Source organism: Streptomyces sp. HUAS MS02, from assembly GCF_055702265.1.
Genome location: NZ_CM146747.1, coordinates 9,815,574 through 9,829,743, shown reverse-complemented (window position 1 = coordinate 9,829,743; position 14,170 = coordinate 9,815,574). Strand labels below are relative to the sequence as shown.

Annotated in this window: 11 protein-coding genes; 8 read left to right on the top strand and 3 right to left on the bottom strand. The window is 67.9% G+C overall.

Features of this window, described 5'->3' with window-relative positions:
* Positions 1-368: 368 nt before the first annotated feature.
* From ACZ9QC_RS42515 to ACZ9QC_RS42505, 3 genes are all read left to right on the top strand, one after another.
* Entirely contained in the window at positions 369-2,282 is a 1,914-nt protein-coding gene (locus ACZ9QC_RS42515) for an ATP-binding protein (RefSeq protein WP_472918022.1), read from the top strand.
* A 99-nt stretch (positions 2,283-2,381) separates the two neighbouring features.
* Positions 2,382-3,191, top strand: coding sequence for a hypothetical protein (locus ACZ9QC_RS42510; RefSeq protein WP_472918021.1), 810 nt, complete (start codon positions 2,382-2,384; stop codon positions 3,189-3,191).
* 208 nt (positions 3,192-3,399) lie between these two features.
* The gene (locus tag ACZ9QC_RS42505; protein ID WP_472918020.1) at positions 3,400-4,752 is read left to right on the top strand and encodes an AlbA family DNA-binding domain-containing protein; all 1,353 of its coding nucleotides are present in this window, start codon (positions 3,400-3,402) and stop codon (positions 4,750-4,752) included.
* Between the two features lie 64 nt (positions 4,753-4,816).
* Here the strand turns inward: ACZ9QC_RS42505 and ACZ9QC_RS42500 are convergent, their stop codons facing one another.
* Entirely contained in the window at positions 4,817-5,542 is a 726-nt protein-coding gene (locus ACZ9QC_RS42500; RefSeq protein ID WP_382104295.1) for a DUF4145 domain-containing protein, read from the bottom strand.
* 81 nt (positions 5,543-5,623) lie between these two features.
* On the bottom strand, positions 5,624-6,601 hold the full coding sequence (locus ACZ9QC_RS42495) for a hypothetical protein (protein ID WP_472918019.1): 978 nt from the start codon (positions 6,599-6,601) through the stop codon (positions 5,624-5,626).
* 91 nt (positions 6,602-6,692) lie between these two features.
* On the opposite strand from ACZ9QC_RS42495, the gene ACZ9QC_RS42490 reads away from it, so the two are divergent.
* From ACZ9QC_RS42490 to ACZ9QC_RS42470, 5 genes are all read left to right on the top strand, one after another.
* Positions 6,693-7,202: a hypothetical protein gene (locus ACZ9QC_RS42490; RefSeq protein ID WP_472918018.1), complete on the top strand. Its 510-nt coding sequence runs from the start codon at positions 6,693-6,695 to the stop codon at positions 7,200-7,202.
* Between the two features lie 63 nt (positions 7,203-7,265).
* The gene (locus tag ACZ9QC_RS42485) at positions 7,266-8,078 is read left to right on the top strand and encodes a DUF6042 family protein (RefSeq protein WP_472918017.1); all 813 of its coding nucleotides are present in this window, start codon (positions 7,266-7,268) and stop codon (positions 8,076-8,078) included.
* Positions 8,079-8,086: 8 nt separating this feature from the next.
* Positions 8,087-8,638, top strand: coding sequence for a P-loop NTPase family protein (locus ACZ9QC_RS42480; protein WP_472918016.1), 552 nt, complete (start codon positions 8,087-8,089; stop codon positions 8,636-8,638).
* 256 nt (positions 8,639-8,894) lie between these two features.
* On the top strand, positions 8,895-11,078 hold the full coding sequence (locus ACZ9QC_RS42475; protein WP_472918015.1) for a serine/threonine-protein kinase: 2,184 nt from the start codon (positions 8,895-8,897) through the stop codon (positions 11,076-11,078).
* A 3-nt stretch (positions 11,079-11,081) separates the two neighbouring features.
* Positions 11,082-11,489: a hypothetical protein gene (locus ACZ9QC_RS42470; RefSeq protein ID WP_472918014.1), complete on the top strand. Its 408-nt coding sequence runs from the start codon at positions 11,082-11,084 to the stop codon at positions 11,487-11,489.
* Between the two features lie 147 nt (positions 11,490-11,636).
* Here ACZ9QC_RS42470 and ACZ9QC_RS42465 read toward each other — a convergent pair whose 3' ends face one another.
* Positions 11,637-14,039, bottom strand: a complete 2,403-nt coding sequence (locus ACZ9QC_RS42465; protein ID WP_472918013.1) for a helicase associated domain-containing protein — start codon at positions 14,037-14,039, stop codon at positions 11,637-11,639.
* Between the last annotated feature and the right edge of the window lie 131 nt (positions 14,040-14,170).

Below are 14,170 nucleotides of genomic sequence, written 5' to 3'. Positions count from 1 at the left end.
AGACGGAGGCGGCGCACCCGGGGCCAGGGGGACAGGGACGGAGACAGCAGCAGTGGCTAGTTGCCCCCGCAGGGCCTCTTGGCTGCGGTGTGGCCTCCACACACGGACGCCTCGCTGATCTGCTGAACGGGCGGTTGGCGAGGCCGGGCCCGCGCGGACGCGCGGGTAGCGTCTCGCGCCGCCAGCCCGGACGCCATTCCCCGAACGGGTTGTCCTTTTGGGCGCCGAAAAGTGTCCACAGCCGTCCGCTTCAGCGCCGAACTCTATCCACAGGGAGATCGTTTTAGCGTCCTCGTCCGGCGTGGGTGTCCGCTTCCAGCGGCACCGTGACGCCCCACGCACACCTGGCACGAAGGGCGTTGGACGGCATGGCGCAGACGAAGTTCGACAAGCAGGTAGAGGAGACCGCCGAAGCCCTCATGTTCGGCATCGGCCGCTTCCTGGCCGGCCGGGACATGGACGGCATCAAGCGGACCGACGCCACGTTCTGGCACCCCGGCACCCGCGTCCTGCCCAAGGTCGAAGGCCGCGTCTCCCGATCGTCGTACCGGCCCGGGTGGCAGCGCCTCACCTTCCGCATCACCGGCCTCAGCGCCACGGCCGGGGGCGGCTGGGGGCTGTGGGAGCACCAGGAGACGGCCCGGGCCTGGTGGGAGAACCCGGACACCGTCCCAGTCGCGGCGCTGCAGACGGGCGGGATCAGCGCGGCCTCCGCCGCGGTCGCCGGCGGACTCGCGTACGGGCTGCTGACCCGTGAGCGCCGCGAGCTGATGCGCGAGTGGGTGACGCCGCTGCACCAGGCGCTCGCCGTGCCGCTGGGGATCGCGGAGCAGACCGACCCGCGCCGCTACCTCCACGTCCCGAAGAACTTCAGCGACGACGACGCACAGATACGCGTCGACCTGCCGGTGCATCTGCGGTTCTCCCGCGATGTGGTCGCCGACCTCATCACCCAGAAGCTCGCCCTGGAGGGCGTGACGTTCTCCTGGCACCCGGCCGGGCGCAAGCCGTATGTGCTGGTGAAGAAGACCCGCAAGCCTCCGAAGAAGGCCGCCTTCAAGGACCCCAAGGTGCGGGAGCTGGTGGCCAAGGCTCCGGAGTCCGCGCCCCTCATCGGCATCGGCACCGGCGGCAAGACCGTCGCCGTCGACCTGGACGCCGAATCGCCGCACATCCTCGTCAACGCGAGCACGGGTGGCGGCAAGTCGGTGACGCTGCGCTGCATCACCTGCCAGATGCTCCACCACGGCTCGCAGGCCTTCATCCTCGACTACAAGCGGATCTCCCACCCCTGGGCGCGCGGCATACCCGGCGTCACGTACTGCGCCGACATCGCCGACATCCACGACGCCCTGGTCCAGCTCGGCTGGGAAGGCCGGCGCCGAACACGTGTCGCCGACGAACTCGGCATCGACGCCGACCCGGACGCTATCGGCCCGCGGCTGCTGATCCTCCTGGAAGAGGTCAACGCCACCCTGCGGCAGCTGGCCCGCTACTGGGACAAGATCCGCGAGTCCGGCGACCCGAAAACGTCCCCGGCGATCGACGCGCTCATGGAGATCCTCTTCATGGGACGCCAGGTCCGCATGCACGTCCTGCTCGTTGCCCAGTCCGCGACCGCCCGTGCCCTCGGTGGCCCGGAGGTCCGCGAGCAGTTCGCCACCCGCATCCTCGCCCGCTACAGCATGAACGCCTGGCGCATGCTCGCCCCCGAGATCCACCCCGCTCCCAAGAGCACCAAGCACCCCGGCCGTGCCCAGGTCGTCATCGGCGGCACCGCGCGCGAGACGCAGGTGCTGTTCTTCACCGACGCCGAAGCACGCGAGTGGGCCACCACCGGCAGGTCGGTGTCCTCGGACGGAAGGCGCCCCGCTGTCCCCGCGCAGCCCGCACCAGCCGAGCTCCAGACGGCCCTTGACGGCCCGCAGCCCACCGGCCCCGACGACCAGGCGCGGATCCTGCCCACGGAGCCCGAGACGCCCGCATACGCCGCTCTCCCCGACCAGCGGGACGACGCCACCGACCCGCCCGGCATGATCGCGTCGACGTCGCCGGCGAACCCGGCCGGGGACGTCGACGATCAGGCGGTGGGGCTGCGCCAGGCCGCCGAACACCACCTGCCCTACACCCTCGCCGCGCTGCGCTACGCCCGCGCCAACGACCCGTCCTTCCCCAAGCCGGTCGACAAGCGCGGCGCCGAACTCCTCTACCGCGTCGGCGACCTCAAGCGCTGGGCACGCAACCGGCCCCGCGCCGCCTCCGGCACCACCGACCTCGACTGACCAGCAGCCCGCGAACCGGACCCGCCCGGCCCGCACGATCCCCCGCGCCCTGGAGAACACCCGGTTCACCAGGCACAGCACAGAAAAGGAACACGCACCATGACGACCACGACCGCGCTCCCGAAGCTGCTGCGCCTCACCGACCCCGGCCTGCACGAGCAGCTTCAGGCGCTGCCCGCCTCGGCAGCGCTGATCGGCATCGGCACCGACGGCCGGGCCATCGCCGTCGACATCGACGCCGCGCCGCACATCTTGGTCTGCAGCGGCGCCGGCGGCGGCAGCACGACCATCCTGCGCACCCTCACCGCCCAGTTCCTCCACCAGGGCGCCCACGCCCTGGTCCTCGACACCACCCGCATCTCCCACCTGTGGGCGAAGGACCTACCGACGGTGACGCACCGCGGCAACGTCGCCGGCATCCACGACGCCCTGGTCGGCCTCGCCTCCGAGTTCCAGCGCCGCATCGACCTCGACGGCGACCTCGACGACGTTCCGCGGCTGATGGTCGTGATCGACCGGGCCGACGCCACCCTGCGGCAGCTCACCCGCTACTGGGAGACGTTCCGGCAGGAGGACGACCCCAAGAAGTCCCCGGCCGTCGCCGCCCTCGAGGACGTTCTGCACGAGGGGCGAGCGGCCCGCATCCACGTCATCTACGACGGACTCGCCGTCGCCGGTGGCCTCGACCCCGGCGCCCGCGAGCAGTTCTCCACCGTCATCCTCGCCCGGGTCAGCACCGGCATCTGGCAGCGGCTCGCCCCGATAGACGGCCCCACCCCGAAGAGCAGCGCCCACCCGGGCCGTGTCCACGTCGTCCAGGACGGCGACGCCCACCCGACGCAGGCGCTGCTCATGACCGACGCCGAAGCCGCCGACTGGCTCACCGCCACGGCGGCCGGGGAGATCTGACCAGCGTCCGGACACACCACGGGCCCCGGGGGAGACGACCTCCCCGGGGCGCGGTGTACGGCGTCGTGCTGTTCAACGACAGCGCGACGCCGACGGCACGGGGGTGCGCTGCCATTGGCAGGGCCGCCCCAGCTGAAATCCGGTCGGTGTTGTCAGTGCGACCCCGCATGATGGAGGTCTCACTGAGACGAAGGACCTCGGGACGACCATGACTCTTAACTTCGAGGCAGACCAACCAGTAGTCGGGCTGAAGAGACAGCGAGCGCTGATCGAAGCCGTCCTCGACGCAGGCAGCGCGGACGAAACGCGCTGGCTGGAGTGGAAGTCCCGTCTGGACGTCTCGAAGGCCGAAGGAGCCTTCACCGTCTCGAAGGCGATCCTCGGGTTCGCCAACCGGATGCCCGATGTGGCAGCGCAGTGGGCCGGAGGTCACGCCTACCTCCTGGTCGGGGTGGAGGAAGGGGCTCTGCACGGGGTCGCCACACACGACATCGAGAAGGTCGACGCCTGGCTGGGGCGCTACATCGGCGACTTCGACCGCTACCAGTTCACCTACGTCCCTTTCGACAACGGCGAGGGAACACGGCACGTCATGCTCGTCGATGTCTTCCCTCCACGCTGGGGTGATCCCATCCACCCCCTGCGCAAGGAGCACCAGAACTTCTACCCCGGCACGGTCTTCCACCGGTATGCCGGCAAGACCATGCCTGCCCGCGCAGCCGAGATCGACGCCCTCACCGAGCGGGCACGCCGGGCAGCCAAGCGCGTGAACGTCGACGTCGCCCCGGTCACCGGCACCGTCGCCCTGCTGCCTCCCCTAGCGGACAGGCGCAACCACATCCTGGACTCTCTACGCAAAGACCTGATGAAGCAGCTCGACACCGCACGCCCGAGGAAGCAGGGCACAGCGGCACGTCCCTACTCTTTCGCGGCGCTGTACAACGCCAGCTCCGACTACCGCTCCCCTGAGGAATTCCGGCAGGAGGTGGAGCAGTACCTGAACGACTTCGACCAGGCCATGCAGCAGTCCCTGGCACACGCGGTCCGCGCCCTCGTGGCACCCCTGACGCTCAAGCTCACCAACCCCGGCGAAGAGAACCTCACCAAGGTCGAAGTCGTGCTGAGCCTTCCGGGCACCGTCCTGGCTCACGTCGCGGACGACGATGAGGAAGTCGACTGGCCGGACCGGCCCAAGGAGTACGGAACAGGCACCATGCCCATCGGGGTAGGGATGATCGCGGGTATGGCCGCCCGGCGGTCGCCGGCCTTCGCGTTGCCATCCCTGCATGCACCAGACATCACGCAAGAAGACGGCCGCACCATCATCCGCTTTGATCCGGTGGACCTGCGCCCCCACGAAACCGTCACCCTCGACCCGATCACGCTCTACAGCATCCAGGAAGCAGCCACCGACGCGGTCGCCGGGAAATGGCGGGCGACAGCGACGAACGTCAGCGGTAAAGAAGAGCGGTCTCTGTCCCTCCCTACACAGCGTCTGGAACTCGACATGAGCACAGCAATCGCCATGGCCGAGGATGCCGAAGACGACTCAGAGGCATAGACAGACCACGTAGGCGTCAACCGCCGTCTGAGCCCAACACTGAGTCGACTGCAGCAAGCGTGCATCACGGGTTCTGCTGAGCTGCTTCGTGACGCCTTCTGCGCGATTCCGCCATGCGTCGTCGCTGCGCGGGCTGAACGTAGAGGAGAACCGCGGCCTCGGCGACCAACTCGGCAATGTCAGCGAGTTCTTCGGCGGAGTACGCGACACCGTGATGCACACTGTCGTTCCCGACGACTCGCGTCTCGTCCAGAGCCGTGATGACGTCGGCAGGCAAGCCTTTGGCCGCGAGCTCCTGGATCTTTCCGTGCAAGGTGTGATGCGTAGCGCCCTGGTCCTTGCACAGCTCTTCCACCGCCGACCGGTACCCCACGCCGGCGAGCCGGGCCGCGCCGGAGTTCTCTGCCCGTGACGCTTCCTCGTACGCGCTGCGGATCCGCTCCGGTACGTCTGGGGGCAGCACGCGGGGTGGGGGAGAGGGCCACAGCACCAGCCGCGTCAGCTCTTCGATGCGGCTGTCTTTGCCCCAGCCTGTCTGCTTGCACTCGATGACTTCCAGGACCGAGCGACCGCACAACTGGCACACCCAGCATTCCTGCTGCGTCCATGAGGAGTGGGGGTGCACGGGCAACGACCCCTCGTCGCCGAAGTCGCCAAACGCGTACTCACGGCTCTCCGGAGCGATCATGCGCTGATCGACCATGTCCATCACGGTGCCAGTGGCGCAGTCCGGGTAGGGGCACACGGCTCTACGCTGCTGAAGGGAAACCAGCTTTTCCTGCTCAGTCATCACAACACTGTAGTGAAATGGGCATTTCAGATACACCGGCTTTGTTGCGCAAGCGGAGAGGCCTGGATACGTCAGCGGTATTCAGCTCGAGTCGGCATGGCTGTGGCGGCGCAGGAGACGTACGAAGAAGTCGGTGAGCATCTCGGCAGCCGTGTCACCGCACAGCTCGTGGCCACCGATGCGGTAGACCTCATAGCCCTGGAGCGTGAGCTCGCGGTCCTCCGCCACCAGCGAGGCGTAGCGCACAGGATCAGGAAGCCAGCCGACGCCAGGCTCCTGCACCACAGTGCGGCCGGCAGGGCGGGCGTAGTGCTGGATGCCGTCGACCTCGATGACCGCGCGGGCCCGATGGTTCATCAGCAGCAGGAAGTCCATCCTCTGTCGGGCAAGGCGGCTGGCTCCGCCCAACTCGCTGATGGTGTAGGGGTCGTAGTGGAGGTAGACCTGTGGAATGAGCGCCGGGACGTTGAAGCCGAGCTTGAGGTAGGTGTCGAACACCAGCAGTTCAGCGCCGTTGTTGCCCAGCGAGCGCCGCAACCGCTCCCGCAGCGAGATCCGCGCCTGTGTCGGGTCACCTGAGTGCTCGGGATGCTGGCGAACCCACCAGGTGACCAAGTCCTGCCAGCTCAGCCCGCGGTCTTCCAGCGGCTGGTCATACACCAGGCAATACTGCTCGTTCTTGACGATGCGGATGGTGTTGCTGATGGAGTCCGGCAGCACGATCTGCGGTTTGGGGCCGTCGGCGGCGAAGATGAGGTTCTTCAGCTCCCCGGAGACGCCGTGCAGTCCCATCTGAGCCAGCAACTGTTGCAGGTCGTCATCGCCGTACTCATCGACCACTCGACGGGCTATCGCCATCAGATCGGGGAGCGGCTTGCCCTCCAGCCGGGCGTGAACATAGGACCTCTTGCTGTTGTACGGATCTTCGTCTGGCTGCTGCGGGGCGAGCCCCAGGTACTCGCACACCGCCGCGAGCCGGTTGGCCTTGACGTGAGCCCACAGCGCCTCCGCGATGGCATCCCGCAGCTTGAACACTGGCACTCCGGACGGCAAGTTCATCCCGCCATCATGGAGGTCCGGCACCTGGCACGGCAGCAGCGCGTCGGGAGCAGGGGAACCCCTGTCGGGAACCTGGGGTACACCTGGCGGCATGAAGTTGAGCGACCTCAGCCCGGTGATGGCACGCCGTGAAGACGGCGGCCTCAGCTATGACCGCTTCCGCGCAGACCCTGCACTGGCATCCCTGGACTGGCCCGACGACGTCCTCGAACAGTTCCTCTTCGACCACGGCGACAACGCCGCCTTCGTGCGTGACTACGGCGGCATCGCCCTGCGCGACGTCAGGTGGCGGCTGGAGACGATCCCGGCCGCGGACTTCGGCAAGATGCCGACCGGAGCGTCCGATGCTGGCTGCATCGAGATCTACGCCGAGAATCCGGTGCACTGGGTCAACGTTCGCCGCCCCGAGGTGGGTCGCCACTGGGAAGAGCACGGGACGTGGCTGCGCCCGCCGATCCTGATCGCCCGACGCCTGTTGGACCCATCAGACAGCGGGCTGCAGGTCGTGGAGGGCAGGACACGCGTTGGTGTCCTGCGCGGCCGCCTGCGCGAGGGGCTGCACGTCGCGTCCCACCATCAAGCCTGGGTTGGGCGCGCGTGACGCCTCGCGCACAACAGTGCGTACTCTGCAAGCGTTTGACCGTTCCTGGAGGAAGAGCTGCGGATGACTGAGAACCCGTCGGTGCCTGGGCCGCGCCGGGACCTGGCGATGCACAACGACTGGTGGGCTTCGGGCTGGGACCACGTCCTGCCCCGCCAGGGCTTCCCGCTGACGATGCTGATCGGGACCGCGAGTCAGCCCGGTTTCACCGGCTCCCTGGACGACCTCCTTCAGGAGATCTTCGAAGGCCACTGGGACATGATCGGCGGCGATCTCGACGGCGCGCTCACGTTCTCGTGGCCCGATGAGGAATGGGACTACGAGGAGGCGCCAGAGGGGCGCGAAGCGAACGAGGCACATCGCTGGCAGAAGTTCGGCGCCATGCTCACGGCCGCCGGCTACCCGGTGCCCAAAACCGTGCGGGACCTGTCGGAGCTGTACCTGACGTGGGGCCTGGCGCGCCGCGAGGAGACACCGGACGGCACCCGGTGGTCGATGCCCCCAGCGCTGCCGTTGCCTGGTGACCTGCTGCCCCTGGACGCCGACCTCGCCAAGCGGCTCGACCGGATCCGCTGGACCTTGCGCACCGGCCCCCTTGTCGACGGGCTCATCAACCACTTGGTCGACGATCTGGGCGAACCGCAGGAGACCCTCACCTCCCTGGACCGACTGGCAGCCGCCACCAGCCAGTATGCCGACGACGTCCGCATCGCCCTCACCGAACTCGTGGCCTCCGGGGACGCCCGCGTCCAGCGGGGCCAGGAGCCGGCCGACGCGGAACGCCTGGAGGCACACCAGCGCTTCCGCCTGCTCATGAACTGGGACCACTTCCACGAGCACCGACTGCAGCTGACCATCAATGGCGACGACGCGTGACGGAGAGCGTGCCGGGAACCGTAGGAACGGAGGACACGCGACTGATCGTGATCCGGGGCAACAGTGCCTCGGGGAAGTCGTCCATCGCGGCCGGCCTGCGCGAGAAGTTCGGCCGCAACCTTGCGATCGTCGCCCAGGACAACCTGCGCCGCATCGTGCTGCGCGAACGCGACCGGCCCGGTGGCGCCAACATCGGCCTGATCGACCTGACCACCCGCTACGCGCTCAACAACGGCTTCCACGTCGTCGTGGAGGGCATCCTGTACGCCGACCGTTACGGCACGATGCTCCAGGACCTGGTGCGCGCCCACCGAGGTGTCTCACGCTGCTACTACCTCCACGTGCCCTACACCGAGACGCTGCTGCGGCACGCGACGAAACCCGATGCCGAGTACCTCAAGCACGTCACCGCTGACCACTTGCGCGACTGGTACCGGGAGAAGGACCTGCTGCCCGACGGCCTGGAGTCCGTGATCGACGCGGCAAGCACGCTGGACGGCACCATCCAGCAAATCCTGCGCGAGAGTGGCCTGGACCAGGTGCTCCCGATCGACCGCTGACGCCCCTCCCGGCCGCGCGTCCGGACACACCACGGGCCCCGGGGAGTGAAGGCATCCCCGGGGCCCGGTGTATGGAGTCGTGCTGTGCAATGACAGCGCGACGTCGGCGTCAGTTCCCGCATGAAGAGCTGGCCCTGTGCCGACAACCGGTCACCTATGCCTCTGAGCAGCCCAAATGTCCTGATGCTGCTCCTTCCGCTAGCGTCCGCGTGAATACCACCGCTTCGGCACCCCGGGGGGCTCCGACAAGATGTCCGTGCGCGACCTGACGGAAGTAGAGCTTGATCGGCGGCAATGCGGCCTGCTGGTCACTATCGGCACTCAGCAGGCCAAAGACCCGGACGGTCAGTGGCCGATGTGGGAGTGGGTGAAACACAGGGCCAGTTCGTTCGGGCTGGAGAACCCCCGCGAAGTGCTCTACTCGCTCCCGCGTATCGGGGCTCCCGCAGGATCGTTCGGACTCTCGTACGGATTCACCACCCACGTCCCGCGCATCCTCGCCGAAGACACGAGGATCGCCCTGACGGCTGCTGCGGCCTTTGCCTTGGATGAAGTGAAGTACGACCTCGGTGATCCATTCATGCGGGTCCTCCACCACATGATCACGTTGTGGCGGAACGCGCCGCGTTCGCCGAATGAGGTCACCCGGGTCCAGATGACCTCCGAAGAACTCCAGGCGGCGTTCCCACACATGCGCCCTCGGATCATCCGCCTTATGCCGGAGTACATCGCCAACGAGCCGCTTCTGTCTTCCTCACGCAGCAGGCAGGAAGATGGCAGCTGGACGATGGAGATCCCGCGCCAGGTCGTGCGGTACGAGCACGCCAAATCGCTTCGGGACTACGTCAGCGAGGCCTGTCAGCAAGTTCACCAAGCCCTTGAGGCCGACCGGAAGATGTTCGGCGGACAGGCGGCGCCGGCACCGACCGCCGAACCCGTCCCGGCGCCGGAACCCGAAACGGACACTGGAGTGGAAGAAGTGCGAGTGCTCCTGAAGCAGGAGTGGTTCCTGGGCGAGCCCATCGGGGACCCGGGAGGTTTCGGCGCTGTATACGCGGCGCGCTCTGCAGACGGCACGGAAGCGGCGGCGAAGCTGGTACCCAAGAGACCCGGGGCCGACCGGGAGATGCTGTTCACCGACCTGCCGGGCGTGCGCAACGTCGTGACCGTCATCGACAGCGGCGAGCATGACGACCACTGGGTACTCGTCATGCCCCGCGCCAAGAAATCCCTTCGCGCACACCTGCAGAACGGGCCGCTGGCGCTCGAAGAGGCCGTACGCGTACTGACGGATATCGCTGAGACGCTGACCGATCTGGACGGCCAGGTCGTGCACCGCGACCTCAAGCCGGAGAACGTCCTGCTCCTCAACGGCCGCTGGTGTCTGGCCGACTTCGGTATCGCCCGGTACGCCGAAGCCACCACCGCCCAGCTGACTTACAAGTTCCACGGAACGCTGGCCTATATGGCTCCCGAGCGCTGGAAGAACCAGCGGGCCACCAGCGCAAGCGACATCTATGCCCTGGGGGTTCTCGCCTACGAACTCCTGGAGGGCACCACCCCTTTCACCGGTCCTGACGAGGCGGGCTTCGCTGACCAACACCTGCGCGGCACCCCATCTCCGCTGACCGCGGCTCCTGCCCTCCTGGCCGCATTGATCACGGAATGTCTCTACAAGGCTCCGCAGGCGCGACCTGCGCCCGCCAACGTGCTGGAACGGCTGCGACGCATCCCCGCTGGCGCACTGACCGGGGGACTTGCGGCACTCGCGGAAGCTGACCGGGAAGTGGTCGCACGCCGGGCCGAGGACGACCGGCAGGCTTCTGAGCAGGCCACCGAGACCGAACGCCGTGAGGACCTGTTCGCAGCGGCAGTAACGTCTCTTAATCTCATCTCCGAGCAGCTCCTGACGGCGATCACGGGTGTTCTCTCCACCGCCACCGTGCACAGAGAGAGCGCGGGAGGCTGGACGATGCACCTCAGCGGTGCCGAGCTGGCCCTCACCGGTCCCCAGGAAATCCCTGAGGCCGCAACCGCGGGGGCGCCACAGCCGTTCGACGTGATCGCCGCCGCGACGGTCACGGTGAAGACCACCGTGGCCCGTCGCGGCTATGAAGGCAGAAGTCACTCTCTTTGGTATGCCGATGCCCGGGTGGCTGAGCAGTACCAGTGGTTTGAGACTGCCTTCATGGCGAACCCGTTCAGCGGCACGCTGTCGGCGATGGACCCCTTCGCCCTCGATCCCAAACAAGGGCGCGCGGCGATCGCCGGGGGGATCGGCACAAGGCAAGCAGCCTGGCCCTTTACCCCCCTCGTCATCGGCGAGCTGGACGAATTCATCGACAGATGGGCCAGGTGGCTGGCCGATGCTGCCACAGGCCGACTCGAACATCCGAGCACGATGCCGGAACGCGATCCCCAAGGCTCCTGGAGGCGCTAGCCGATGCACCCGCAGGGCGGGGACCACCGGACCCAGGCACGCTACTTCGCACACCTGGCCGTGCCGGGCGGTGAACCGCTCACCGGCCCGCGGGAGGAACTGGCGTGTGTGGTGCTGGAGGTCGTGCTGCTGGCCGGTCTGCCGCCGTACAGCCTCGAGGCAGCAGCGGACGGTGAGGAGACCGGGGTGGGCCTGGCCCCGGTCCCGGGCCGTCGTCATGCGCTGCGGGTGCTGTGGCGGCAGGACGCTACGGCTTCCCTCCACCTGCCCGACGAGCTGGTCCACGCCCAGCAGGCCGCCATGCACCAAGCCCTGCGCACGATCCTCTCCGCTCACCAGTTCTGGGTCGAAGACGGCCCCACAGGGGAGGCCCCGGTCGTGCTCGGGCTCACCCGCCCCGGCTCCACGTGAGGCCGGGGCAGAGCTGTGACCTTGCTTCCTGCACCCCAAGGTCGGACAGCAGAGCCGAGATGACCCTCTCCGCCTCCTCGAAGGCGCTGTTGCGGACGTGCCGCCGCACGGCTTACTCCCCGCGCCGCTCTTCCTCGGGTGCGGCCATCACGCCGCTCCTTCCACTGCCGCTGCCGCCCACTCCAGCCCGAGGCCGGCCAACGCGGTGAGCTTGTCGACGGTCAGCTTGGCCCGGCGGCTCTTGCTGTTGCTGAGAAACACCCCGAGCTTCACCTCCGAACCGTCCGGCAACGCCTCTACGTGGCCCCTGGGGACCGTCACAGAGCCCGTGCGGGCCTTGTACTGCGCCAGGGCCGCAACGCCCCGCTCGAAGGCGCCAGGAGGCGTCTTGGGCGCCTTGGCGGGCGCTGCCTGCTCCGGCGGCAGCGGCACGACGCCGATGGCCTCCAGGAGCTCACGCTGCCCGTCCATCAGGCCCTGCCAGACGGCGTGCTGGCGGTTCTTCTGTAGCCACCGCCCGACGTCCATCCCGTGCACGGTCACGCCGGGCAGGACGTCGGCCTGGCCCTCATCACGCACCAGCTCCCGCAGCGCGGCGTAGTGCCGCTGCCAGTCCACCGGCCACTCCGGGTTCCAGTGCGGGTCTACGGCCTCCAGCGCGTCCTTCCACTCAGGGTGGCCGTCCAGCGCACCCGCGCGGCGCAAATTGCTCAACCACTGCCCCACCGGCCTGTCCAGGGCTGTTGCCGACCTCGGAGCACAGAGGGTCCAGTGGTCCTCGTAGTACGCCTTCGCGGCCTCCAGGTTCTCCTGGAAGCGCTCGTCAGCGACGCTCCAGACCATGCCGAGCTTCTCCAGCCGCCGGGCGCGCTGGCCGGTCATCTGTCCCGCGCCGTAGGCCCGTCGCTGTTCTGCCACCCATGACCCAAGGGGGTATGCGCCCTCTTTGTGACCATATGGGACTCGGGCGTGAAGCTCACGCTCGGTGAACTTCTTCAGCGCCGCCCAACCGCGCGCCCAGTCCTGCTTCTCCGTGTCGATCACATTGAAGCTGACCCAGTCCGCGACCATCACCGGATCACGCGGAGCAGCGAAACGGAGCAACAGACGAGATTCTTCCTCGCCTTCCTCGGGCGCCGGACCGATGTTCACGGACGGCTGCGCCACGTCCTTCTGCGGCTCCTGCGGAATCGCGAGCAATTCCACGGCCTCTTCATCATGAGCCCGGAGACCTTCGAGCACCTTCACCAACGGCCGATACGATCCGGAGGTGAACATGTCTTCCGGTTTCTCTCCCGGCTGGAGAAATACCGGCACGATCAAAGAGGCCAATTTCCCTTGCCCCGGCTTCTGCCGCAATGCCCGCCCGATGGCCTGCACGATGTCGTGCGGCGCCCCCTTCGGGTCCAACAGAGCCACACTGTCCACGGCGCGGATGTCGACGCCCTCGCCCAGGACCCGGCAGTTCGAAAGCACCGCACGCCGGGCGGTGGAGCCGAACTCACCCAGCACGCCGCGCCGGCGCTCCGGGACGTGCTCGCCGCACAGCCAGTCCGCCCAGATCTGCGCCGGGTACTTCTCCGGCTGGTCGGCGTGCAGCTTCGCCGCGACGCGCTCCAGGCCCTCCGCGTACGCCTGTGCCTCTATGGTCCGGTGGTGGAAGGTGATGCAGGTCTGGAGGCTGTGCTGCGCCATCGTGTGCAGGAGCGCGGCCTGCAAGGCTCCGAGCCGCTGACCGCGCACTTCCTCGCTGCGCCGCTCGTCACCCATCAGTTTGTCCGGGGTGACGACCGGGTCCTGGAGCTCCAGCACGATGATCTGGTAGCGCGCCAGCAAGCCGCGAGAGACGGCCGACGCGAGGCTGAGCTTGTACAGGACAGGGCCGAACACGGCCTCGTCGTCCATGGAGGCCGCCATCTCCTCCGGCAGCGCCTCCCGAACTCCTTCGGCGACCTCCCAGTTGGGCCGCTCCTGCCAGATCCGCGGAGTCGCCGTCAGGTACAGGCGGCGGTGCGCCGGGATGACGGTCTGGTCGTGGATGTCCGCCCAGGCCTTACCCATCGAGCCACTTGTCCGGTGGGCCTCATCAACTACCGCGAGGTCCACGGGGTCCAACTTCTGGCCGTAGACGCCCTCGAAGGCCTCTGCGAGGACACCCAGGCTGGCGTAGGTCGCGTAGATGGTGACGGGCCCCTGGCCGTGCCACAGCGCCAGCTGCACGGGGTTCGTGGTGGAGCGCACCTTCAGGCTCCACAGCTCCGGGTCGTCCTGGAGCGAGCACACCGCAACCGCCGGCCCCTTGTGCCCGGCCTCATGCCACGCCTTCACCGTCTGCGCCAGGAGATCCAGCGTCGGCACCAGAACGAGAATGCGCCCCTTGGGCACAATCCGCTTAGCCGACGCCGCCGCGATAATCGTCTTCCCCGTGCCGCACGCGGCGTGTACCTGCCCGCGCAGGCCATTGAAAGGAATACCACCCGGCGGGATATCGAGGCCGCGCACAATGGCGGCAACGGCCTCGATCTGGTGGTCACGCAGTTTCACGGCCATGCCCCGTTTTCTCCTTCTCGCGGAATGGTGCGCGTAATCGGAAAGGGAATCCCGGCGCGGTGAGTGCGGCTCGGGGGTGTGGTGTCTGTACCCAGACTCTACACAGTGCATCACGGTGATGCATCACTCTT

What these genes read in the sequence shown, in the direction of transcription:
- ACZ9QC_RS42515 (WP_472918022.1), top strand. Translation starts at nt 369, where the DNA reads ATGGCGCAGACGAAGTTCGACAAGCAGGTAGAGGAGACCGCCGAAGCC.
- ACZ9QC_RS42510 (WP_472918021.1), top strand. Translation starts at nt 2,382, where the DNA reads ATGACGACCACGACCGCGCTCCCGAAGCTGCTGCGCCTCACCGACCCC.
- ACZ9QC_RS42505 (WP_472918020.1), top strand. Translation starts at nt 3,400, where the DNA reads ATGACTCTTAACTTCGAGGCAGACCAACCAGTAGTCGGGCTGAAGAGA.
- ACZ9QC_RS42500 (WP_382104295.1), bottom strand. Translation starts at nt 5,542, where the DNA reads ATGACTGAGCAGGAAAAGCTGGTTTCCCTTCAGCAGCGTAGAGCCGTG.
- ACZ9QC_RS42495 (WP_472918019.1), bottom strand. Translation starts at nt 6,601, where the DNA reads ATGAACTTGCCGTCCGGAGTGCCAGTGTTCAAGCTGCGGGATGCCATC.
- ACZ9QC_RS42490 (WP_472918018.1), top strand. Translation starts at nt 6,693, where the DNA reads ATGAAGTTGAGCGACCTCAGCCCGGTGATGGCACGCCGTGAAGACGGC.
- ACZ9QC_RS42485 (WP_472918017.1), top strand. Translation starts at nt 7,266, where the DNA reads ATGACTGAGAACCCGTCGGTGCCTGGGCCGCGCCGGGACCTGGCGATG.
- ACZ9QC_RS42470 (WP_472918014.1), top strand. Translation starts at nt 11,082, where the DNA reads ATGCACCCGCAGGGCGGGGACCACCGGACCCAGGCACGCTACTTCGCA.
- ACZ9QC_RS42465 (WP_472918013.1), bottom strand. Translation starts at nt 14,039, where the DNA reads ATGGCCGTGAAACTGCGTGACCACCAGATCGAGGCCGTTGCCGCCATT.